The organism is Hydrogenophilus hirschii, assembly GCF_054656675.1.
This window is the reverse complement of record NZ_BAAHXQ010000002.1, coordinates 286,985-307,615: the sequence shown is the minus strand read 5'-3', so window position 1 is coordinate 307,615 and position 20,631 is coordinate 286,985. Positions and strand designations below refer to the sequence as shown.

At 62.8% G+C, this 20,631-nt stretch carries 19 protein-coding genes and 1 tRNA gene; 9 read left to right on the top strand and 11 right to left on the bottom strand.

What is annotated here, in order from left to right; all coding sequences use genetic code 11:
- The first annotated feature begins 131 nt into the window (after positions 1–131).
- The 3 genes from ACYQ4Z_RS08595 (at position 132) to phoU (ending at position 3,409) form a co-directional block, all read left to right on the top strand.
- Positions 132–1,493: an IS1380 family transposase gene (locus tag ACYQ4Z_RS08595; RefSeq protein ID WP_169116535.1), complete on the top strand. Its 1,362-nt coding sequence runs from the start codon at positions 132–134 to the stop codon at positions 1,491–1,493.
- Positions 1,494–1,969: 476 nt separating this feature from the next.
- Positions 1,970–2,632 carry a ribose-5-phosphate isomerase RpiA gene (gene rpiA / locus ACYQ4Z_RS08590; RefSeq protein WP_219973368.1) on the top strand — a complete coding sequence of 221 codons (663 nt, stop codon included), beginning with the start codon at positions 1,970–1,972 and terminating at the stop codon, positions 2,630–2,632.
- Positions 2,633–2,710: 78 nt separating this feature from the next.
- Positions 2,711–3,409 (top strand): phosphate signaling complex protein PhoU, encoded by a 699-nt coding sequence (gene phoU / locus ACYQ4Z_RS08585; RefSeq protein WP_459860666.1) that lies wholly within the window; start codon positions 2,711–2,713, stop codon positions 3,407–3,409.
- A gap of 11 nt (positions 3,410–3,420) precedes the next feature.
- Here the strand turns inward: phoU and ACYQ4Z_RS08580 are convergent, their stop codons facing one another.
- The 4 genes from ACYQ4Z_RS08580 to ACYQ4Z_RS08565 all read right to left on the bottom strand — a co-directional run bounded on the left by ACYQ4Z_RS08580 (position 3,421) and on the right by ACYQ4Z_RS08565 (position 6,391).
- Positions 3,421–3,840 (bottom strand): DUF423 domain-containing protein, encoded by a 420-nt coding sequence (locus tag ACYQ4Z_RS08580; RefSeq protein ID WP_197713655.1) that lies wholly within the window; start codon positions 3,838–3,840, stop codon positions 3,421–3,423.
- Positions 3,841–3,852: 12 nt separating this feature from the next.
- Positions 3,853–4,131, bottom strand: coding sequence for an oxidative damage protection protein (locus ACYQ4Z_RS08575; protein ID WP_119335623.1), 279 nt, complete (start codon positions 4,129–4,131; stop codon positions 3,853–3,855).
- Positions 4,132–4,140: 9 nt separating this feature from the next.
- On the bottom strand, positions 4,141–5,490 hold the full coding sequence (gene argA, locus ACYQ4Z_RS08570) for an amino-acid N-acetyltransferase (RefSeq protein WP_349497530.1): 1,350 nt from the start codon (positions 5,488–5,490) through the stop codon (positions 4,141–4,143).
- 67 nt (positions 5,491–5,557) lie between these two features.
- Positions 5,558–6,391, bottom strand: coding sequence for an RsmE family RNA methyltransferase (locus ACYQ4Z_RS08565; protein ID WP_219973362.1), 834 nt, complete (start codon positions 6,389–6,391; stop codon positions 5,558–5,560).
- Positions 6,392–6,472: 81 nt separating this feature from the next.
- Between ACYQ4Z_RS08565 and ACYQ4Z_RS08560 the strand changes: the two genes are divergently transcribed.
- The 6 genes from ACYQ4Z_RS08560 (at position 6,473) to ACYQ4Z_RS08535 (ending at position 10,292) form a co-directional block, all read left to right on the top strand.
- Positions 6,473–6,549 (top strand) — tRNA-Met (locus ACYQ4Z_RS08560).
- A 66-nt stretch (positions 6,550–6,615) separates the two neighbouring features.
- On the top strand, positions 6,616–6,981 hold the full coding sequence (locus ACYQ4Z_RS08555; RefSeq protein WP_438438239.1) for an ArsR/SmtB family transcription factor: 366 nt from the start codon (positions 6,616–6,618) through the stop codon (positions 6,979–6,981).
- Positions 6,978–7,829, top strand: a complete 852-nt coding sequence (locus tag ACYQ4Z_RS08550; protein ID WP_219973358.1) for an arsenate reductase/protein-tyrosine-phosphatase family protein — start codon at positions 6,978–6,980, stop codon at positions 7,827–7,829. The genes ACYQ4Z_RS08555 and ACYQ4Z_RS08550 overlap by 4 nt, the downstream gene beginning before the upstream one ends.
- On the top strand, positions 7,829–8,920 hold the full coding sequence (gene arsB / locus ACYQ4Z_RS08545; protein ID WP_219973357.1) for an ACR3 family arsenite efflux transporter: 1,092 nt from the start codon (positions 7,829–7,831) through the stop codon (positions 8,918–8,920). The genes ACYQ4Z_RS08550 and arsB overlap by 1 nt, the downstream gene beginning before the upstream one ends.
- Before the next feature lie 41 nt (positions 8,921–8,961).
- Positions 8,962–10,029 (top strand): permease, encoded by a 1,068-nt coding sequence (locus ACYQ4Z_RS08540; RefSeq protein WP_219973356.1) that lies wholly within the window; start codon positions 8,962–8,964, stop codon positions 10,027–10,029.
- Between the two features lie 23 nt (positions 10,030–10,052).
- The gene (locus ACYQ4Z_RS08535) at positions 10,053–10,292 is read left to right on the top strand and encodes a thioredoxin family protein (RefSeq protein ID WP_459860664.1); all 240 of its coding nucleotides are present in this window, start codon (positions 10,053–10,055) and stop codon (positions 10,290–10,292) included.
- Between the two features lie 53 nt (positions 10,293–10,345).
- On the opposite strand, the gene ACYQ4Z_RS08530 is transcribed toward ACYQ4Z_RS08535, so the two are convergent.
- From ACYQ4Z_RS08530 to ACYQ4Z_RS08500, 7 genes are all read right to left on the bottom strand, one after another.
- On the bottom strand, positions 10,346–12,265 hold the full coding sequence (locus ACYQ4Z_RS08530) for a dynamin family protein (protein WP_459860663.1): 1,920 nt from the start codon (positions 12,263–12,265) through the stop codon (positions 10,346–10,348).
- 60 nt (positions 12,266–12,325) lie between these two features.
- Entirely contained in the window at positions 12,326–13,144 is an 819-nt protein-coding gene (gene mutM / locus ACYQ4Z_RS08525) for a bifunctional DNA-formamidopyrimidine glycosylase/DNA-(apurinic or apyrimidinic site) lyase (protein WP_119335630.1), read from the bottom strand.
- A gap of 4 nt (positions 13,145–13,148) precedes the next feature.
- The gene (locus ACYQ4Z_RS08520; RefSeq protein WP_119335631.1) at positions 13,149–13,487 is read right to left on the bottom strand and encodes an AzlD domain-containing protein; all 339 of its coding nucleotides are present in this window, start codon (positions 13,485–13,487) and stop codon (positions 13,149–13,151) included.
- 2 nt (positions 13,488–13,489) lie between these two features.
- Positions 13,490–14,212, bottom strand: coding sequence for an AzlC family ABC transporter permease (locus tag ACYQ4Z_RS08515; RefSeq protein WP_459860662.1), 723 nt, complete (start codon positions 14,210–14,212; stop codon positions 13,490–13,492).
- Positions 14,209–16,239, bottom strand: coding sequence for a YgiQ family radical SAM protein (locus tag ACYQ4Z_RS08510; RefSeq protein ID WP_459860661.1), 2,031 nt, complete (start codon positions 16,237–16,239; stop codon positions 14,209–14,211). Before ACYQ4Z_RS08510 ends, ACYQ4Z_RS08515 begins: the two co-directional genes overlap by 4 nt.
- A gap of 65 nt (positions 16,240–16,304) precedes the next feature.
- Positions 16,305–19,415 carry an efflux RND transporter permease subunit gene (locus tag ACYQ4Z_RS08505; RefSeq protein WP_219973349.1) on the bottom strand — a complete coding sequence of 1,037 codons (3,111 nt, stop codon included), beginning with the start codon at positions 19,413–19,415 and terminating at the stop codon, positions 16,305–16,307.
- Positions 19,412–20,575, bottom strand: a complete 1,164-nt coding sequence (locus ACYQ4Z_RS08500; protein WP_170141318.1) for an efflux RND transporter periplasmic adaptor subunit — start codon at positions 20,573–20,575, stop codon at positions 19,412–19,414. The genes ACYQ4Z_RS08505 and ACYQ4Z_RS08500 overlap by 4 nt, the downstream gene beginning before the upstream one ends.
- Positions 20,576–20,631 lie beyond the last annotated feature (56 nt).

The window sequence follows — 20,631 nt, the reverse complement described above, 5'->3', positions numbered from 1 at the left end:
CTCCTCTTCTGCTGTTAGCGTGTTAGTGCTTTTTATGTGGACCTGAATCCGTGGGAAACCTGTCCCCGATCAATTGCAACCATATGATTTATTGATAGAATACGGCATCTTCCTTCTTCACCCAACTGATCATGCCCCGCTTTGAAGTCCGTCAATCCGCGAAGCTGAATCTGACCTCTTACTCCGGCCTGGCGCTGATTGGGCAATGCTGCGAGGCGGCGCAGGTGGAAGCCGTGATCGATCCGCGCTTGCCGGTATCGCAAGGCATGAAGACCTCCGACTTGGTCAAGGCGATGACTGGCTTGCTCAGTCTGGGCAAGAGCGACTTCGAAGCCATCGAGCCGTTTCGGCAGGATCGCTTCTTCAAGGAAGCGCTGGGGCTGTCGAAGGTGCCGAGCAGTGCCTGGATGCGCCAGCGACTCGACGCCAAGGCCGGCGAGTTGCGGGAGCGGACGGACGAGCTGTCGGTGCGCCTGCTGGAGAGGACAAAAGCGCCGATCACGCCGCACAAAGGATTCGTGCGCTTCGAGATCGACACCTTCGTCATGGACAACAGCGATACCAAGAAGGAGGACGTCGGCCACACCTACCAAGGCGTTGATGGCTATTGCCCGATTGCGGGCTACCTGGGCAACGAAGGCTGGAACATGGGACTGGAACTGCGTGCCGGGAACTGGCATTCGGCGCTCGAGACCGAGTACTTCTACGAACGGGCGTTTCCTCGGGTCAAGCGTTTGGTCAGGGCGGATCAACCCGTCCTGATGGTCGAAGACAGCGGCTTTGACAGCGCGCGACTGCTGTTCGCCAAAGCGGAAGAACGCGACGCCTGGGCGCGTGATGGGCGCGTATTGGAATTCGTCACGAAGTGGAACCCAAGAAAGCAGGACAGAACGGCCTGGGTCAAGCGGGCCGAGGAAGCGAACGCCTTTGAAGTGACCCGACCAGGCAAGCGGGTGGGACTTCTCGACCTCCAGGTCGAGCGCGCCTGGCAGAAACAAAAGCGCACCTTCCGGCTGATCGTGCGGGTGACCGAGCGCACCATCGACAAGAAGGGACAACACCTGCTGGTGCCGGACATTGAGATCGAAGGCTGGTGGACGAGCCTCACCCTGCCGGCTGTGGAGGTGATCGAGCACTACCGGTATCACGGCACACACGAACAGTTCCATGCCGAGATCAAATCTGACCTTGATCTGGAACGGTTGCCGTCGGGCAAGTTCGACACCAACGACGTGATCCTGCATCTGGGGGCATTCGCCTACAACTGCCTGCGCCTCCTTGGCCAATTGGGCCTGACCGGCGAGATTGCGCCCATTCGCCACCCGGCCAAGCGCAGAAGGCTCAAGACGGTGTTGCAGGAGATCATGTACCGGGCGGCGAAGTTTGTGGCACATGCCAGAAAACTCATTCTCGACTTTGGCCGCGGATTTGCCGGCCATGTGCAGGTGTTCGTCGCGCTTCAGCAGCGATTGTTGCGAGCGGCATCGCCATGACGATGGTCGGGCTGAAACCCACCCCAAGGACGGATTCCGCTGCGGTGGAAGGCAGCCCTTCGCCTGAAAGCTGCAATATGACGTAACGCCGTCCCGACAAGGCCGACTTTTGCGGGCAAATACGGGTCCATCACCCCCGAAAAGATGGTCGGCATGACAATGAATCGGTCTGTCCGGCAAAAATTTCATGCCGGACAGCTCACAGGAAAGGTTTCGACTTTGGTGACCACGGATTCAGGGACAATAGAGCACCTGTGCCTCATCGATGCGTTTTTTGATTTCTGATCGCGCCGGCCACATCGGCCTTCCCCCTCCCACCCTCTTTGGCTGTTCGTTCCGCTCGTACCATTATGCCCGATTTCGTGGGGATTCTACGCACCACAACCTTGCGGCCATCCCTTTTTCACTGCGTGCTAATATCCCTATCGACACGATCGATCGCCTGGTTTTCGCACTTACGTCACAAAGGAGCCCCGATGGACCCAAACACCCTCAAACAGCTCGTCGGCGAAGCAGCGGTGCAAGAGATCCCCGATGGCGCGGTAATCGGCGTGGGTACTGGCTCGACGGTGAACTGTTTCATCGACGCCTTGGGCCGAAGCGGCAAGAAGCTTACGGGCGCGGTTTCGAGCTCGGAAGCGACCACCGCGCGCCTTGAAGCGATCGGCGTGTCGGTGTTGGACGCGAATACGGTCGAATCGCTCGCGCTCTACATCGACGGCGCGGACGAGATCGACCCCAACTTTTGCATGATCAAAGGCGGTGGCGGTGCGCTCACGCGGGAAAAGATCGTCGCGGCGATGAGCGAACGCTTCGTCTGCATTTGCGACGCGACGAAGCGCGTCACGGTGCTGGGCCGTTTTCCCCTGCCGGTCGAGGTGATCCCGATGGCGCGGGAATACGTGGCGCGGCAATTGCGCGCGTTGGGGGGCGACCCGAAACTGCGCGCAGGGTTCACCACCGACAACGGCAACCAGATCCTGGACGTGCATGGACTCAGGATCGACGATCCGCTGGCGTGGGAACGGCGGCTCAACGACATTCCCGGCGTGGTCACGAACGGCATCTTCGCGATGCAGGCCGCGCATGTGCTCCTTCTGGGCACACCCAATGGGGTCGAGCGGTTCGTGCGGCCATGACGGCGCGGCTTTCGTCCTGTCACCAAACCGTCACATTCCCATGCTAAGATTACCGGCACGTTCTGAGGAGAACCGCTGATGAATCTGAAGCCGCACACCCTTTCCGTTTTCGACAGAGAGATCAACGAATTGCGCACCTTGGTGCTCACCATGGGGCGAGAGGTGGAAGCGCAGGTGCAGCGCGCGGTCGAAGGGGTGCGTACGGGCAATACCGATTTGTTGGAAGCGGTTCGTTCGAAAGAAAAAGAGATCAACGCCGAAGACCGCGAGGTGTTCGAAAAAACCGTTCAGCTTATCGTGCGCAACGCCCCCACCGCGAGTGACCTGCGGCTTGCGCTTGCGACGATGCAGATCGCGACAGACCTGGAACGGGTTGGCGACGAGGCAAAAAAGATCGCGAAAGCGGGGTTACGCCTGCTGGAACGGCAGCCCTCTTTCACGCCCAGCGTCGAGCTCGATCTGATCACCCGTACCAGCGTGGAGATGCTCCATGCGGCGCTCGACCTCTACGCGCGGCTCGAAGACGACCAGGCCAGCGAAATCCTGGCGCGCGACAAAGAGGTGGACCGGATGTTCAAAGGGATCCTGCGCGAGCTGATCACCTATATGATGGAAGACCCGCGCACGATCTCGCAGTCGATCGAACTGGTCTTCATCGCGAAGGCGCTCGAACGCGTGGGCGACCACGCCAAGAACATCGTCGAGCACGTGATCTACGTGGTGGAGGGCAAGGACGTGCGCTACCGCGGCTCGCCGCCGCCGCAAGCCGAGGCGTAAGCTTCAACCGCTCAAGGGGCGGCGCCGCGCCAGGCCGCTGCGGCAAGCATCACCCAGCCCGCGATCAGCGCCAACCCGCCAAGCGGGGTGACCCAACCCGGCAGCCACCGTTCGCCCAAGAGCGCGTGGAGGTAGATCGAGCCGGAAAAGAGGACGATCCCCGCCACCCACGCAAGCGCCGCCCAGCGCAACCACAACGGATGGGGCGCGGTTCGCAACCAGACCCCCACGGCCAACAACCCCACCGCATGGATCAGGTGGTACCAGGCCGCGGTTTGGTAGGCGTCCTGCAACGCTGGGGAAAGGTGGGTGAGCGCGTGCGCGCCGATCGCACTCAAGACAACCCCACACCCCCCAAACACTGCCCCCAGTGTCAGCACGACGCGGCCATTGAGCCAGCGAAAGAGCCCTTTGGGTTTGACGGGCATCATCTGCGGGTAGGATCAGTTTTGCGGCGGGACGTAGTTGGGGATCGCTTCTGGACCCGCGCCCGTGCCGAAGAGGAACTGCTCCATCTGTTCCTGCAGGAATTTACGCGCCTGCGGATCCAACAGATTCAAGCGGTACTCGTTGATGAGCATCGTCTGGTAGCGCTGCCACGCTTGCCACGCCTCTTTCGAGATCTGCTCATAGACCTTCTTTCCCAGCGGCCCTGGCAGCGGCGGACGTTCCAGCCCTTCGGCTTCTTTCTGTAACTTCACACAAAAAACGGTTCGTGTCATGGACTGATCCTACTGAGTGAGCGTTTTGACGAACACTTTGCTTCGCCGTTGGTAATTGTAAAGTTCTCGCTTCTGTTTCGGAAGGGCATCGACGCTCACTTCCACGAACCCCCGCTCCAGGAACCAGTGGGCGGTGCGGGTTGTCAGCACGTAGAGTTTTTCCAAACCCGCTGCGCGCGCCCGCGCTTCGATCCGACGCAGCAGCTCCTCGCCGATCCCGGCGCGGCGGTATTCCGGCGCGACCGCAAGGCACGCCAATTCGCCCGCCCGCTCTTCCGAAAAGGGGTAAAGCGCCGCGGAGCCGACCACCACGCCGTCGTGTTCGACCAGGATGAAGCGGGTGATCTCTTGCTCCAGGAGCTCGCGGTTGCGCCGCACCAGGGTGCCGTCGGCTTCCATCGGCGCAATCAGCGCGATGAGCGCCGGGACGTCTTCGCTGGTCGCGTCGCGATAGCGAAAGACGGGATTCCGGGTGATCATCGTGCCCACCCCTGAGTGGGTGAAACATTCGAGCAAGATCGCGCCGTCGAGGTCCCGTGCGATGAGGTGCGCGCGCCGCACGCCGCGCCGAACCGCGTCGATCGCGTACGGCAGGTAGGCGCGCAGATCTTCGGAAAAGGTCGCGCCCGCTTCGTCCAGCCGCTGCTGCGCTTCGGTGACCGTCACCGACGCCATCACCCCTTCCCCTTCCGGTGTCGGGATTCCCGGTGCGTCGCAGAGAAAGATCAGCTTTTCCGCGTGTAGCGCCACCGCGACTTCGGCTGCCACCTCTTCCATGCTCAGGTTGAAGATTTCGCCCGAGGGCGACGCGGCGATGGGGGAGATCAGCACGACGTTCTCTTGTTCCAGGTCGGCTTCGATTTCGTCTGCAATCACCTTGCGCACCGCGCCGGTGTAGAGGTAATCGACCCCTTCGATCACTCCGAGCGGACGCGCCACCAGGTAGTTGCCACCGGTGATGCGCATGAAGCTTCCCGCCATCGGGGTATTCGGCAACCCCTGCGAAAGCTTGGCTTCGATCTCGAGCCGCGTGACCATCTGCGCCGCTTTCACGCATTCCAGCGCTTCGGCGTCGGTGACGCGCAGGCCGCGGTGAAACTGTGGCGTCAGCCCACGCCGCGCCATCTCCGCGTCGATTTGGGGTCTGGCCCCGTGCACCAACACCAGACGGATTCCAAGCGCAGCAAGGAGGTTGCAGTCGTACGCCAGCCGCTGCATCCGTTCGCCTTGCGCCACTTCACCGTCGAACGCCACGACGAAGGTTTTGCCGCCGAACGCGTGGATGTAGGGTGCCGAATGGCGCAGCCACGCAACGAACTGCGCGACCGCTTTACTGTCTTCGAGCGCGATCGGCACCATCGCCTCCGGCGTTTCTGTCCCTTGCTTGCGCGCCGCACCGCTTGCTTTCATCCGTTGTGCATCCCTTTCATTGTGACCACCACACCGCCGTTTGCGCGAGCGCCGCGACCGCTGCAGTTTCGGCCCGCAACACCCACGGCGCCAGCCCCAACGCGACCGCCTCATGTTGGGCGAAGTATCGTTCCTCTTCCGGGTGCCACCCCCCTTCCGGCCCCACGAGGAGCACGACACCGCCCATAGGCGGTGCGCGCTTTGCCACCGACGTACCTCCCGGCTGCAACCAGAACCAGGTGATCGGTGGCGTGACCCATTCGGCAAGGCGTTCCGCCAATGCCGTCAGGGGTGTCACCGGGAGGATTTCCGGTACGGTTGCCCGACCGCACTGCGCGCAGGCGTTCGCCGCCACCTGTTGCCAGTGCCGCCGTTTCTTCTCAGCGCGCGCGGCATCGAACCCCACCTGGCTGCGCGCCGTGACAAGCGGCACCCAATGGGTCATCCCAAGTTCCGTTCCCTTTTGCACCACCCAGTCGAGCCGCTCCGCGGGAAGAAGTGCGGTGGCGAGTACCCGCGGCGTTGGGGGTTCGGGCAGCGGCGTGACCGGCTGCAACGCATCTACCGTCACGGTGCGGCGACCAACCGCCACGACAACCCCTTCCCACTCCCGCCCTGCGCCGTCGAATAGCCGAATGGGATTGCCCGGCAGAACGCGCCGCACCAGCGCGTGGTACGCGGTTTCCGGCGGCAAATCCCAGGGCGTTTGCGGCGCGGTGTGCCACGAACGGGCTTCCGGGGTATAAAAACGGGGAGGAAACACGCCACGGTCCCGATACGATTTCGATGCGATTATCCCAGATTTCGGTGCGGCACGCAGTCCAGCCCCTTCATGGGCCAGCGGACTCATGGTTGCCACGGCCCGCGCAATAACCTTACCCATAAATGGGTTGACGCTGCGCAGCAGCACGCTATAATTCGCTTCACGTGACGCGGGGTGGAGCAGTCCGGTAGCTCGTCGGGCTCATAACCCGAAGGTCGCAGGTTCAAATCCTGCCCCCGCAACCAATCCAACCAACCCCTGTGGTTGGTTTTTTTTGGATACAACATTTCAACAATTTTCGTAAAATCAAAATGAATGCCAACGAAGCGATCGACGCCCTTTCCGCACTGGCTTCGGCACCGCGACTCGCGCTCTTTCGGCTCTTGGTCCGCGAGGAGCCGACGGGGTTGGTTGCCGGCGAAATCGCCGAACGGCTCGCGATGAGTCCCAGCCAGGTCACGTTCCATGCGAAGACGCTCGAACGCGCCGGGCTCGTGATGAGCAACCCCGAAGGGCGTTTCGTCCGCTACCGCGCCGCAATTCCCCAAATGCATGCGCTCATCGCCTATCTCACCGAGGAGTGCTGCGCTGGGCAACGGGAGGTGTGCGCGACGATGCGTGCCGAATCGGGCATTGACGATCACTGGTTTCAATCAACCGAGGAGCCATGCCGATGACGGAAAAACGGAACGATCCGTCGAAACCACCCATGGTATTCGACGTTTGGGCAGAACGGGGCACCTCCTACGGAATCGCTCGCACCAAAAACGCAACCGTAATTCTCGATACCGATATGGCGGGGCGACACGATGCGTTCAACCCTGCCGAACTGCTTCTCGCTGCGCTGGGTGCCTGCATGCTTAAGGGCGTGGAGCGCATCATTCCCATTCTCAATTTTTCCTTGCGCCATGTAGCGATTCGTCTGCACGGTGAGCGACGCGATGTCCCGCCTGCCCTTGCTCGGATCTGCTACACGATTGGGGTAGACAGCGTGGAGAATGACCGGCGGCTTGATCTCCTACACGAAAATCTACGCAAATACGGTACCGTCTTCAATACAATCGCGCCGGGCACCCAGCTCAGCGGTTCTATACACCGCATGAAACGGGTTTTGGTACTCTGCACCGGTAACTCGTGCCGATCGCAAATGGCCGAGGCGATCCTCAATCACGACCTCGCTCCGTTCGTTCGCGCTTTCTCGGCAGGCGTTGCGCCGCAGTCCGAAGTGGCGCCGAATGCGCTCGAAGCGCTACGGCGCGCCGAACTCCCCACCGACGGGCTCGCGCCGAAGGATGTGGCACAGTTTCTCGACGAACCGTTCGATCTCGTGGTCACGGTGTGCGACCACGCCCGTGAGGCGTGCCCCGTCTTTCCCCGCCCCATTCCCACGTTACACATGGCCTTTCCCGATCCGCACGGGCAGCCGCTCGCCGCGTTCGAAGCGGTACGGGACGCGATCCGCGCCCATTTGGTCCCTGCGGTTGCCCAAGCATTGGCCGTTCCTTTCGCCCAGGAGAACGCGTGATGAGCGCCCAATGTGACGTCACAGCGCGCCGCGCGGCAGGCGCGCCCCTCGGTTTTTTCGAACGTTACTTGACCCTTTGGGTGGCGCTTTGCATCGTCGCCGGGATCGTTCTGGGGAAAGTGGTCCCCGGTTTCTTTCAAGCGATCGGCCGTATGGAGGTCGCTCAGGTCAATTTGCCGGTCGGTCTCCTCATCTGGGTGATGATCATCCCGATGCTCATCAAGATCGACTTTTCCGCATTGGGTGGCGTCACCGCGCATTGGCGCGGCATTGCGGTGACGCTCTTCGTCAACTGGACGGTCAAGCCCTTTTCGATGGCGCTCTTGGCGTGGCTGTTCGTCCGGCATCTCTTCGCGGAATGGCTCCCCACCGAGCAGCACGACGCCTACATTGCCGGTTTGATCCTGCTTGCCGCTGCGCCCTGCACGGCGATGGTCTTCGTCTGGAGTCGGCTGTGCAACGGCAATCCCTACTTCACTTTGACGCAAGTGGCGCTGAACGACATCATCATGGTCTTTGCGTTCGCACCGATCGTCGGTTTTCTCTTGGGCGTTTCGAAAATCGAAGTCCCCTGGGAGACGCTCTTCCTTTCCGTGGTGCTCTATATCGTGATCCCGGTGGTGCTTGCGCAGATCTGGCGCCGTCGGTTGCTTGCGCAAGGCGAAGCAGTCTATGAAGCCGCGCTGGTGAAGTTGGGCCATGCGTCGATTGCGGCGCTCCTCATCACCCTGGTGCTGCTCTTTGGCTTTCAAGGGGAGATCATCCTCGATCAGCCGCTCATCATCGCGCTTTTGGCGGTGCCGATCCTCATTCAGGTCTTTTTCAATTCGACCCTGGCCTATCTCCTCAACCGAACCGTTGGAGAAAAACACGAGGTCGCCGGCCCGTCGGCGCTCATCGGCGCATCCAACTTTTTCGAATTGGCCGTTGCGGCAGCGATTGCCCTCTTCGGCTTCGAGTCGGGTGCGGCGCTGGCTACGGTGGTGGGCGTCTTGATCGAAGTACCGGTGATGCTCGCAGTGGTGGCGATCGTGAACCGCACCCGCGGGTGGTATGAAGCCAGAAGTACCCGCTCAAACGCGGCGCTGTGAGCCCGAAAACACCCCCCACCCTGCACATAAAGGTGACAACCATGACCGCTTCCTCGAACACGACGACCCCCAACCCGACACCGCCGACGCATCTTGGCTGGTTCGTCGGCATCCCGACGGCTGCGGTGGTGTGGTGGTTCGCCTATTCGCACCTTACCGATTGGGCCGATTGGGTGGTCGCCACCCTAGGCTTGCGCCGTGAGACCCATCTGGGTGAGGCGGTGCACTTTTTCGCTTATGACGCGCCCAAAGTGCTGCTGTTGCTCTTGGGTATCGTTTTCGTGATGGGCGTCGTGCAGACCTTTTTTGCCCCCGAGCGCACCCGGGCGCTCCTTTCGGGCAAGCGGCTGGGCATTGGCAATTTTCTCGCGGCGCTTCTGGGCATCGTCACCCCGTTTTGCTCCTGCTCGGCAGTACCGCTCTTCATCGGTTTCCTCTCCGCGGGCGTCCCATTGGGGGTCACCTTTTCGTTCCTCATCTCCGCGCCGATGGTCAATGAGGTGGCGCTGGCACTGCTCTTCGGCCTCTTTGGCTGGAAAGTGGCCGCGCTCTATCTGGTCACCGGGTTGTCGATTGCGATCGCCACGGGGCTTGTGATCGGCAAGCTCAAGATGGAGCGCTACCTACAAGATTGGGTGCGCGACATTCACATGGGAGACGCCGCATTGCCCACGGGAACCACACTGACCTGGAACGACCGCTTTGCCGCGGGGCTGCGCCATGTGCGGGAGATCGTCGGCAAAGTGTGGCCCTATGTCCTCATTGGGATCGCCGTGGGCGCCGGAATCCACGGCTACGTCCCAGAGGAGTTGATGGCAAAGCTCTTGGGCAAAGATGCGCCGTGGTGGGCGTTGCCTGCCGCGGTAGCGATGGGGGTACCGATGTACACCAACGCGGCAGGGATCATCCCGGTGGTCGAAGCGCTCATCACCAAAGGGGCCGCGCTGGGCACGACGTTGGCGTTCATGATGAGCGTGATCGCACTTTCGCTACCGGAGATGCTCATTCTGCGTAACGTTTTGAAATTGCCCCTGATCGCGACGTTCGCTGGCGTCGTGGCCATGGGGATTTTGTTCGTCGGTTATCTCTTCAACGTGCTGTTGAACTGATTGTTTCGTGAAAGGAGTCCGCAATGGAAATCAAAGTTTTGGGTACCGGCTGTGCGAATTGTAAGAATACGGTACAACTGATCGAGTCGGTAGCCAATGCGTTGGGCGTCTCGATTCAACTGGAAAAAGTGGAATCACTGCCCGAGATCATGCGCTACGGGGTGATGAGCACACCGGGTGTTGTGATCGACGGGAAAGTGGTTCATGCCGGCAGCGTTCCCGCGCGCGCGCAAGTGGAATCCTGGTTGAGACCGGAGTCGTGAATCGGGCTTGAAGGGGTTGCGGCAACCGCTGCCCTTGGTCTGTGCCGACGCACTCAAAGCCCCGCTGCGGAACGAACCCCGTCGATTGCCGCGGCAATGCGGGCGCAGTGGTTTTGCCACGCCTGGTACTCGGCTTCGAGCGCCGCGATCTGGGGTTCCAGAGTGTCTACGGAATCGCGGATGCGCGCCAGGCTTTGCATCCGCTTTTCCAGCGCTTCGGCTTGTTCGGCCAATGCTTCGTCCATCGGCACCATCACCACCCGAACCCACGCCAGAAACTGACGGTAGTGGCGTTCCCAACGGGCTTCGATCTCCCGCCCAACCAGCGACGCAAACTGCTCGATCACCCGTTTTTTGCCGTGGGAAAAGAGAAACCCCCACCCGGCCACCTGTTCGAGCGCCGCTTCCCGTACGTCCTGGATGCTCGCGATGAAGGTCTCGTACTGCGGCGGCTCCGAAGGGGGATCGCATTTGAGCCCATACTCCGTTTCGAAGCGGTGGTAGAGCTTGTCCACCATCGTTTTCAATTCGCCGAGTTTGCGGTTGCCTCCCTCAAGCCACTCCGAGATGCGGTCGAAAAAACGTTCGATTTCGCTGCGCATCTGCGCTGAAAAGGTCGCCTGCTGGAGCGCCGCGACCACCCGCTCGACTTCTGCGCGAATCCGCCGCCGACCGATGAGCTCGAGCAGCGCTTTCGCTTCACGAGCGAACAGCGCTTTCGCCGCTTTGCTGCGCTCGGCCAATGCGTCGAGCTCCTCTTTTTCGCTCTGCACCTTCTTGAGGAGGTAGAGCATCCGAGCGCGGTTCTTGTGGCGCAGCCCGTTGAGCTCTTCCAGCTGGCCGTGGAGCTGCGTCAATTTGGCTTCGATCCCAGTTGCGGCAAGGAGCCCCTCCAACGCGGCTTTGAGGTGAATTTCGCTGATCTCCAGACGACGATCGACCAGCGCTTCGGAAAGCGCCGCTTCGAACTCCGTGATCCGCGACCGCGTCACCAACGCGTCGTCGCGCCGAATGCGCCCCACCAGCGCCCGTTGCGCCGAAAGCGGGAAAATGTGCGAGACCGAAACGCCCAAATGGTGTGCGACGTCGGCAACCCGCGCGTCGATCTCCGCTTCGATCTCGGCTTCGCTGCGCAGCCCATCCTCCAGCGCGTCGATCTTGTTAAGCACCACCAAGGTCGCAGCGGAGCGGTCACCACCGCTTTGGATGAACCGGCGCCAAACCGCGAGGTCGCTGCGGGTAACACCCGTATCGACACCCAGCACGAAGACGATGGCTTGACATTCGGGCAACAGCGACAGGGTGAGGTCGATCTCCGCCCCGATCGCGTTGAGTCCAGGGGTATCGACGATCACCAGCCCCGCGGCGAGGAGCGGGTGCGGATAGCGGATGATCGCGTGGCGCCAGGCCGGAACCAGAACGGTTCCGTCGGGCTGCGGTTCGAGCCCGTTTTCGCCGCTGGGGTCGATGCGAAATCCGAGCGACTCCGCCTCATCGACCGACACCTGTTCGACTTCGCAAACCCCTTGCGTTGCCGCTAAGACGCTCTGCGTGTCCTGCGGGTCGAACGGTCGCCGCGTCCAGAGCTCCGGCTGCATGCGGGCGTCGCGTAACGTGACGTCGCGCGCGGCAGCGATCGGCAAGAGCAGCACTTCGGGGGTTACACCGTCGAACCATTCGAGCTCGGTTGGGCACATCGTGGTGCGCCCCGTCCGCGACGGCAATATCCGTTCGCCATGGTCGGCAAAAAAAAGCGCGTTGATCAGTTCGGTCTTGCCACGGGAGAATTCGGCCAGGAACGCGACCCGCAGCCGTTGGGTATCCACGGCATCGAACGCTTCGAGCAACCGGGCGCGCACGCGCTCACGCCCAGCCACTCCGGCATCGCTAAGCGCCTGCTGCACGATTAGGAGCGCCGAGCGAACCGACCCCCGCCACGCGTCGAAATCGATCAGGTACTGACCCAGTGCCATTTCGGCTCAAGACTGTCGTGAAGAAGTAAAAGGGTAGCACAAAAAGGATCGATCGAACGATCAATCCGCCTGACACCGCGGGCACCACCAGGTGCTTCGCCTCTGCTGCACGATCCGTTCGATCGGCGTCCCGCACCGGCCGCAAGGCTTCCCCTCTTGCCCATAGACCGCAAGCTGCAATTGAAACCACCCTTGCGCGCCATCGACGGTGACGTAGTCCCGAAAGCTGGTCCCACCAGCGGCGATCGCGGCGTCGAGCACCGCACGCACTGCCGCGATGAGTCGCGCCCATTCGTCCGCGGAAAGCGTTTCCGCTGGGCGCTGCGGCGCAATCCCGGCGTGGTAGAGCGCCTCACACGCATAGATGTTGCCCACGCCCACCACGACACGACCAGAAAGCAGCACCGCTTTGATGCTGGCACGTCCGGCGCGGTGCATCGCCCATTCCGGGGTCAATGCGGGTGAAAAGGGTTCGGGCGCGAGGGTTGCCGACCAACGGGCATAGTCGTCGGCTGGCAACAGGTCGCACCAACCGAAGCGGCGCGGATCGCGAAAGCGCAGGACCGACGCAGAAAAAGCGAGCTCCAGATGTTCGTGAGGCAGCCAATCAGACGCGGGATCCGTGAAGTAGAGCCGCCCACTCATCCCCAGGTGAAAGCGCAGATAGGCGCGCGCACCGTCTGCACGCGCCAGTTCCAACGCCACCACTTTGGCGCGCCGGGTGACGGCGCAGACCGTAGCATCGCGCCACGGCAAAAATGCCGAAGCATCGAGTGGACGGCGTAGGTCTGCCCGGCGAACGGTAGTGTGCCGCCACTGCTGACCGATGAGTGGCATCAGTCCTCGCTTGACCGTTTCGACCTCAGGCAATTCTGGCATGCCGCTACCCCGGGAACGCGTTTTGTAGCGCCACCAGCGTCAGCATCCCCAACGCGAAAGGGGCCCACGGGTTGCGCCAGAACGCGGCGGAGACCATCACCACCACTGCCGCAACCAGCTCCGGCTTGAACGCGACTTCCCCACCGGCCAGAAAGAGGTCTGGTGCAACCAGCGCGCCCAGCGCTGCCGCGGGGGCGTAGCGCAACCACATCTGCACCGATTGCGGTAACCGTACCTTTTCCCCGAACAGCAAGAACGCGCCGCGGGTGAGCCAAGTGGCCCAAAAGAGGAGCAAAAAAATGGGAAGATAGCCCCAACCCCAGACGCCGTGTGCTTCTGCCATACTCACGCTCCTTGGCGGCGCGCATGCCACCAGGTCCAAGCACCACCGGCAGCCAGCCCGGCGAGCACCGCAACGACCACGCCGCTTTTGAGCGGCAGGTCGTACGCCAGGATCGCCACCGTTGCCGAAGTGAGCGCGGTGACGCGCATCGCTGCCTCTTTGACAAGCGGCACCAAAAGCACCAGCAGCGCGATCGTGCCCATGAAGGTGAGCGGCCAGTCACGCGGCAACCATTCCGCGCCGAAAATCCCAACCAGTCCGAAAAGCTGCCACAGCCACCAACACCAGAGGCCAGCCGCGAAAAACATGCGCCAGCGCCGCTCGGGGTCAGGTTCTTCTGTGAGCCGCGGCCCCAACACGATGAACAGCGCATCGACCAGCCAGTAACTGCCCAACGCACGCCGTGCCCACGATTGGTGGTGAAACGCTGGCGAGATCGCCGCACTGTAAATCACGAAGCGCAAATTGAGCACAGCGGCGGTAAGCCAGACGATTGCGATCGGTGCCCCGGCAACGATCAACGGCAACGTGCCCAGCTGCGCCGTTGCCGCGTAGACGAAGAGGTTCATCGCCGCCGCTTCGCCTTCGCTCAATCCATAAGCGCGCATCGTAAGCCCCGTGGCGATCGACCACGGGATCAAGCCAAGCGACAACGGCATCATCAAACGCAACGCTTCGCGCCACGCCGGTTCCTCTGGCGTAGCACCTGGAGGCTGAGTACTCACGGACGCTTCACTCCCTGTTTTCGTGGTGTCGATGCGCGTTGGGGTAACCGCTTGTGGGGTTGCCCTGCGCTTGTTCTTTGACGCTGTATGGGGGGATCGACCGGCGGCACCAGCGCATTGGGTCCATACCCGATGAGGTCACGCCGCCCCAGCGCGCGCAACGCTTCCCGAATGAGCGGCCAATTGGCGGGGTCGTGCCAGCGCAGGAGGGCTTTGTGCAGCCGCCGTTGCCGCCCTTTGCGCACGACGGTAACCGGCTTTCCCCCGTTTGCCAACCGTTTCAACGGGTTGCGTCCGGAATGGTACATCGCGGTTGCCAACGCCATCGGGGTTGGCAAAAAGGTCTGCACTTGGTCCGGTTTGAACCCGTTCTGCTTCAGCCAGAGCGCAAGGTTCACCATTGCCTCGTCGGTAGTTCCGGGGTGCGCCGCGATGAAATACGGGATTAGTTGTTGCCGTTTCCCTGCTGCTTTCGAGTAGCGTTCGAAGAGCGCGCGGAAGCGGTAGTACGTTTCGACCCCCGGTTTCATCATGTGCGCGAGCGGCTCCGGTTCGGTATGCTCCGGGGCGATCTTCAACCGCCCGCTCACATGGTGCTGCACCAGCTCTTTGACGTATTCGGGACTTTTCACCGCCAGGTCGTAACGCACGCCAGAACCGATCGTCACCAGCTTCACGCCGGGCACTTGCCGTGCCGCACGATAGAGCGCGATGAGGGGTCGATGGTCGGTCCCGCCCAAGTTTTCGCAGACGTCCGGATAGACGCACGAAAGGCGGCGGCAGCGCGACTCGATCGCAGGGTCCTTGCACCGCATCCGGTACATGTTGGCCGTGGGACCGCCCAGATCGGTGATGTGGCCGGAAAAACCGGGCGTCTTGTCGCGAATCGCGGCAATTTCGCGCACAATCGATTCCTGCGACCGGTTCTGGATGATCCGCCCTTCGTGTTCGGTGATCGAGCAAAACGTGCACCCACCGAAACAGCCGCGCATGATGCTCACCGAAAAACGGATCATCTCCCACGCGGGAATACGTGCGTTGCCGTAGCTGGGGTGGGGACGGCGTGCATAGGGCCGTTCGTAGAGGAAATCCATCTCTTCCGTGGTGAGCGGCAACGGCGGCGGATTGACCCACAGATCGCGCGCGCCCGGCCCAACCCCGTGCCGTTGCACCAACGCGCGCGCGTTGAATGGGTTCGATTCCAGATGCAGGAGGCGCGAGGCGTGCGCATAGGCCAACGGGTTTGCCGCCACCGTTTCGAACGCCGGCAACCGCACCACCGTGCGTTCGCGTGCCGCCCCTTTGGGCTGCTCGACCGGGCGATCGGGGTCGGTGGCGTCGAGCTCCACCCATTCGGGACCGGGCAGCCAACCTGGCTTCACCGCAAACGCCGACCCCCGCAGGTCACGGATCGACTCAAGCGGTTCGCCTGCTTGCAACCGGGTAATGAGCACAACGAGCGCGCGCTCGGCATTGCCATAGAGCAGCAAATCGGCTTTCGCGTCGAGCAGGATCGAGCGCCGCACCTTTTCGCTCCAGTGGTCATACTGGGCGATGCGACGCAAACTCGCTTCGATCCCGCCGATGACCACCGGCACGCCAGGAAAGGCTTCGCGGCACCGCTGGGTATAGACGATCACCGCCCGGTCGGGACGTTTGCCCGCAACACCACCCGGGGTATAGGCATCGTCACTGCGGATGCGGCGATCCGACGTATAGTGGTTCACCATCGAATCCATATTACCGGCGGTAACCCCGAAAAAGAGGCGGGGCCGCCCCAGCGCGCGAAACGGTTCGGCACTGCGCCAATCCGGCTGGCTGATGATCCCCACGCGCAAACCGTGCGCTTCCAACAGCCGCCCAACGAGCGCCATGCCAAAACTGGGGTGGTCGACGTACGCGTCGCCCGTGACCAAGACGACGTCACAGGCGTCCCACCCGAGTGCATCCATTTCGGCGCGACTCATCGGCAGGAACGGGGCTGGGTTCGGATTGACCAGTTGGGGCAGGATCGTGGGTGTGTTCATCGTATCGACTCGTTATTTGCGAAGGATTGTAACGACTTTCGAGTCAGAAAACCACTGCCCACCATTCAGACCATTGCAACCCGTTTCGCTTGACCCCGCAACAGCGCGAGCAACAGGAGCGGCACCACGAAAAGGGTGAGGATCGTCGAAACGCCCAGCCCCCAGACGATACTCGACGCCACCGGCCCCCAGAGGAGCGAGTGACCGGCCAGACCCGTTGCCAGAGAAAAGAGCCCACCGATCGTCGTGCCCGACGTGATGAGGATCGGGACGATCCGCCGCCGTGCCGCGGTCACCACGGCGTGAATCGGGCTCATCCCGGCGCTGCGGCGGTCGTTCACCGCAGCAACGAGCACGATCGCGCTATTGACCGCGATTCCGGTGAGCGCGACCACCCCGTACATCGTGTAAAGCGAGAGCGGCAAACCGGACGCGGCCAACCCGAAAACCACGCCGGTAAACGCCAACGGCACCGTCACCAGGATCACCAGTGGCTGCACGTAGCTGCGAAACTGAGTGGCCAAAATGAGATAGATCAACCCCACCCCGACTAGGAAGATTTTCTGCAATGCCGCAAGGCTTTCCTTGATGTCGTCGAGCTCGCCGGTGAAGTCGAGCGTGACGTTGGGATACTGCGCCGCCACCGCCTGCCAACGCCGCAGTAGCTCTGCGTTCACCGCTTGGGTCTCGGCAACCGTGCGGTCGAGTTCCGCTTCCACCGTCACCGAACGGGTGTATTGGTAACGGCGCACCACGCCCGCCGTTTCGCGCACCGTCACGTCGGCCAATACCGATAACGGCACCGCACCACCCGCAGGCGTCACGATCGGCAAATCGAGCCACGACGGGACGCTCGGCCACGCAACGGGTTTTGCCTGGACGATCACCCGCCAGGTCTCACCGCCCCGCCGCGTCTCCCCCACGTACTCGCCGTCGGCAAGAAGCGCCGCGGTTCGGGTCGCAGTGACGACGTCGAGGTTCGCGTCGGCCAGCGCCTCCGGGCGCCAGCGCAATTCCATGGTGGGGCGCCCGGCCGCCTGATCATCCTGAATGTCCTTCACCCCCGGGATGTCGCGGAGCCACTCTTTGACGAGCGCCACCACGGCGTCGCGCGCAGCGTCGTCGTCGGAGCGCACCTTGACGCTCACCGGGCGCTGCGCGGGCGGCCCCCCTTTGACGATCAAGAACGACGCGGTGTAGGGTTTCGCCGCGGCGGTCACCGCGTCGCGCAGCGCATCGATCACCGCTTCGGTACTTCGCCCGTTCGGTGTGCGGGGGTTGAGCGAAACGATCACCTGGGCATGGTGGTCGGCATAAAGCGGTTCGGTATCGGTGAATTTCACGCCCGCCATCGCCACCGCCGCGCGCAGCTCCTCGGCAGGCAGTGTCGCTTCCACCGCCTGCCGCATCCGGTCGGCAACCGCGAGCGTCTCAGAAAGCGGTGTCCCGACCGGCAGATCGGCATGGATATAGAAGAGCCGAATCGTTTCGAACGCGAAAAACTGCACCCGAACGGTGCCACTCACCACCAACGCCACCGCAGCAGCGAACGCCAGGAACGCAAGCACCGCCGCCCGTTTCGGTCGGCGTAGCGCCCATACCAGCCACCGACCATAGCGATTGCGCAAGCGGCGCTGAAAGCGCTCGCGCCAGAGCCCCCAGCGCGAACGCGGCCGATCGAACGCCGCATGCATCGTCAAGATGTGCGCCGGAAGTAACCAATAGGCTTCGACGAGGCTCATCGCCAGCGCCACAGTGACGACGACGGGAACGACCCGCAAAAAATCGCCCAGAATGCCGGGCAGGAGCATGAGTGGCAGAAACGCCGCCACTGTGGTGAGCACCGCGCTTGCCACGGGCGCGGCCACTTCGCGCAACCCGGCAAAGACCGCCTGCTGCGCCGGCACCCCCTGCACGATCTTGTCGTGGATCGCTTCAACGATCACCACCGCATCGTCGACAAGCATCCCGAGCGCGATCACCACCCCCAAGAGCACCGTCAAATTGAGCGTACTGCCGCTCACGGCCAATACAGCCATTGCCCCCGCAAGCGCAAAAACCATCCCCGCAGCCACCAGCAGCGCCAAATGCCGCCCCAGGAAAAACCCGACCATTACCAGAACCAGCGCAAGGCCCACCAGCGCGTTCTGTTCCATCACACCGATTGCTGCGCGCGTCTCCGGGGTTTGGTCATCGACGAGCGCAAGCCGCAGCCCCAGCGCTTCGAGCCCCGAATTGTGCTCGTCGATATAACGGTTGAGCGCGTCCAAAAGCTGAAGGGTGTTCGCCTTCGCCTTTTTGGTGATCGAAACGAGGAGCGCCGGATGACCGTGGAAACGGACGAGTTGACGGGCGCGCTCCGCCCCTTCCTGAACCTCGGCAAGCTGGGAAAGTGGCAGCAGCGCCGGTACCGGGTCGTTGGTACGCGCCACTTGGATCGGTAACTGGGCGAGCGCCTCGGCAGAAACCGTTTCGCCCTGTACCCGAGCGAGCCACTCTTCGCCAGCGATCCGCACCCGCCCAGCAGCCAGATCGCGGAACCAGGCGCGCACTTGATCCGCGAGCGTCACAGGGGCAACGCCCAGCGCCGCCAACGCGATCGGGTCGAAACGTATCTGCAATTCCGGTTCGCGAAAGCCGAAGACCAACGCGCGATCTACCCCCGGAAGGTGCTCGAGGTCCCGTTTGATCCGCTCCGCAGTCGCACGCAGCGTCTCCCCACCCACCGGTCCGTACAACGCGAGCATCGCGGTTGGAAAACCGTTCGAGGTCGTGATCTCCATCACGCGTGGGGTTTTCGCGGTCTCCGGCAGGTCGTTCGCCTTGTTGAGCACCTCACGCCGTACCTCTTCGACGCGGCGCGCAAAGGTGGCGTCGTCCAGGCGTTCGAAACGGACCAAGATCGACGACAGCCCCTCACGCGAGGTCGACACCAAATAGCGGATATCGGAAACGGTGCGCAGCGCCTCTTCGAGCGGCTCGGTGATCTTTCGCGCGACATCTTCGGCGCTCGCCCCAGGATAGACCGTCCAGACATTGACCCAGTTGAAATTGATTTCGGGGTCGCGCGCCCGGGGCATCGTCAGATAACTGGCGACCCCGAGCGCAACGACCAGCAAAAACGCAAGGTTCGCCAGCGGCCCATTTTCCAACAAGCGGCGCACAAACCCACTCATTGCCCGCACTCCGCGCGAGTTTCGGATCGGGGTGTACGCGCACCCACGTATGCCCACGCAAGCCCCCCCTGGCGACCCACCGCGATCTGCGCCTCCTCAGGTAACCACCCAGACGGTAACGCCACCACGGCGCTGCGCCCCGGAAGGGCGTCTGGTAACGCCAGAAAACGGGGCGGCGCAGTGGGGTTACGTCGCACCCAAACCCCGACGCGACCGTCGAAGGTCGTGACCGCTTCTGGCGGCGCGATGCGTGCCGACGATTGCCACCGGACCCGCCCCACGGTTCCTGCGGCCAATGGATGAGGGTGCGTGAAGCGAAACCGCACCGTCGTGCGCTGTCCGGGCGCGTCACGCACCGCGTTGGTTGCGACCCAGGTGAGCGCGATTTCCGCGGCCGGATCAGAAGAGGGATCGGAGATGAGCGCGGATGAATGTCCGGTTACGAACGGCACGAAGCGAGGTGACGCGGCAGCATGGGCAAGCTCCGCTGCCTGATCGCCCACCACCTGCGCGACCACCTCCTGCTCGGCCGAGGTCACCACCGCGATCCCTTGTCCCGCAGCGACCCAGTTTCCTTCCTGCGCCAAGCGTGCGGTGACCACACCGGCAAACGGCGCGCGCACCACCGCGTGCGCCAAGCGCCATTCGGCTTGCGCCCGTTGCGCCGCCCGCGCAGCCGCCTCCTGCTCGGCGATCCGCAACTGCTCTTCGGCAGCCGCCATGTTGTCGCGGTTGCCCACCCGTTGGGCAAGCAACCGCTCTGCTTGGGCAAGTAACCGTTTCGCCTGCGCCACCCGCGTTTGCGCCGCGGCATACGCCGCCGCCGCTTCGTCGCGCGCCAAGCGCAACAGCGACGCGTCGAGCTCCGCGACCACATCGCCTGCCGCCACCTGGTCCCCCACGCGCACGGGGAGTTTTTCGATTCGGCCAGCGACTTCCGGCGCGACGGTTGCCGACTCGCGTGCGACCACTTTCGCGGGGGCTTCGCGCGCAGACGGCACCACTACCGTCGGCCACGGCTGCCAAATCGCTTCGGCGGAACCAGCCTGCGCGCACGCTTGTGCCGTTTCGGCTTGCGCCACCGGTTGCGTCTGCGCGATGCCCAGCCAACCGCAGAGCAGCGCTAGGCGCCACGCGATCCCCCATTGCTTGCGTCGCACCCAATTTCTGTTCCCGATCGACAAGTGCGCCTCCTGCTCAGTATAATGAGCGGGTC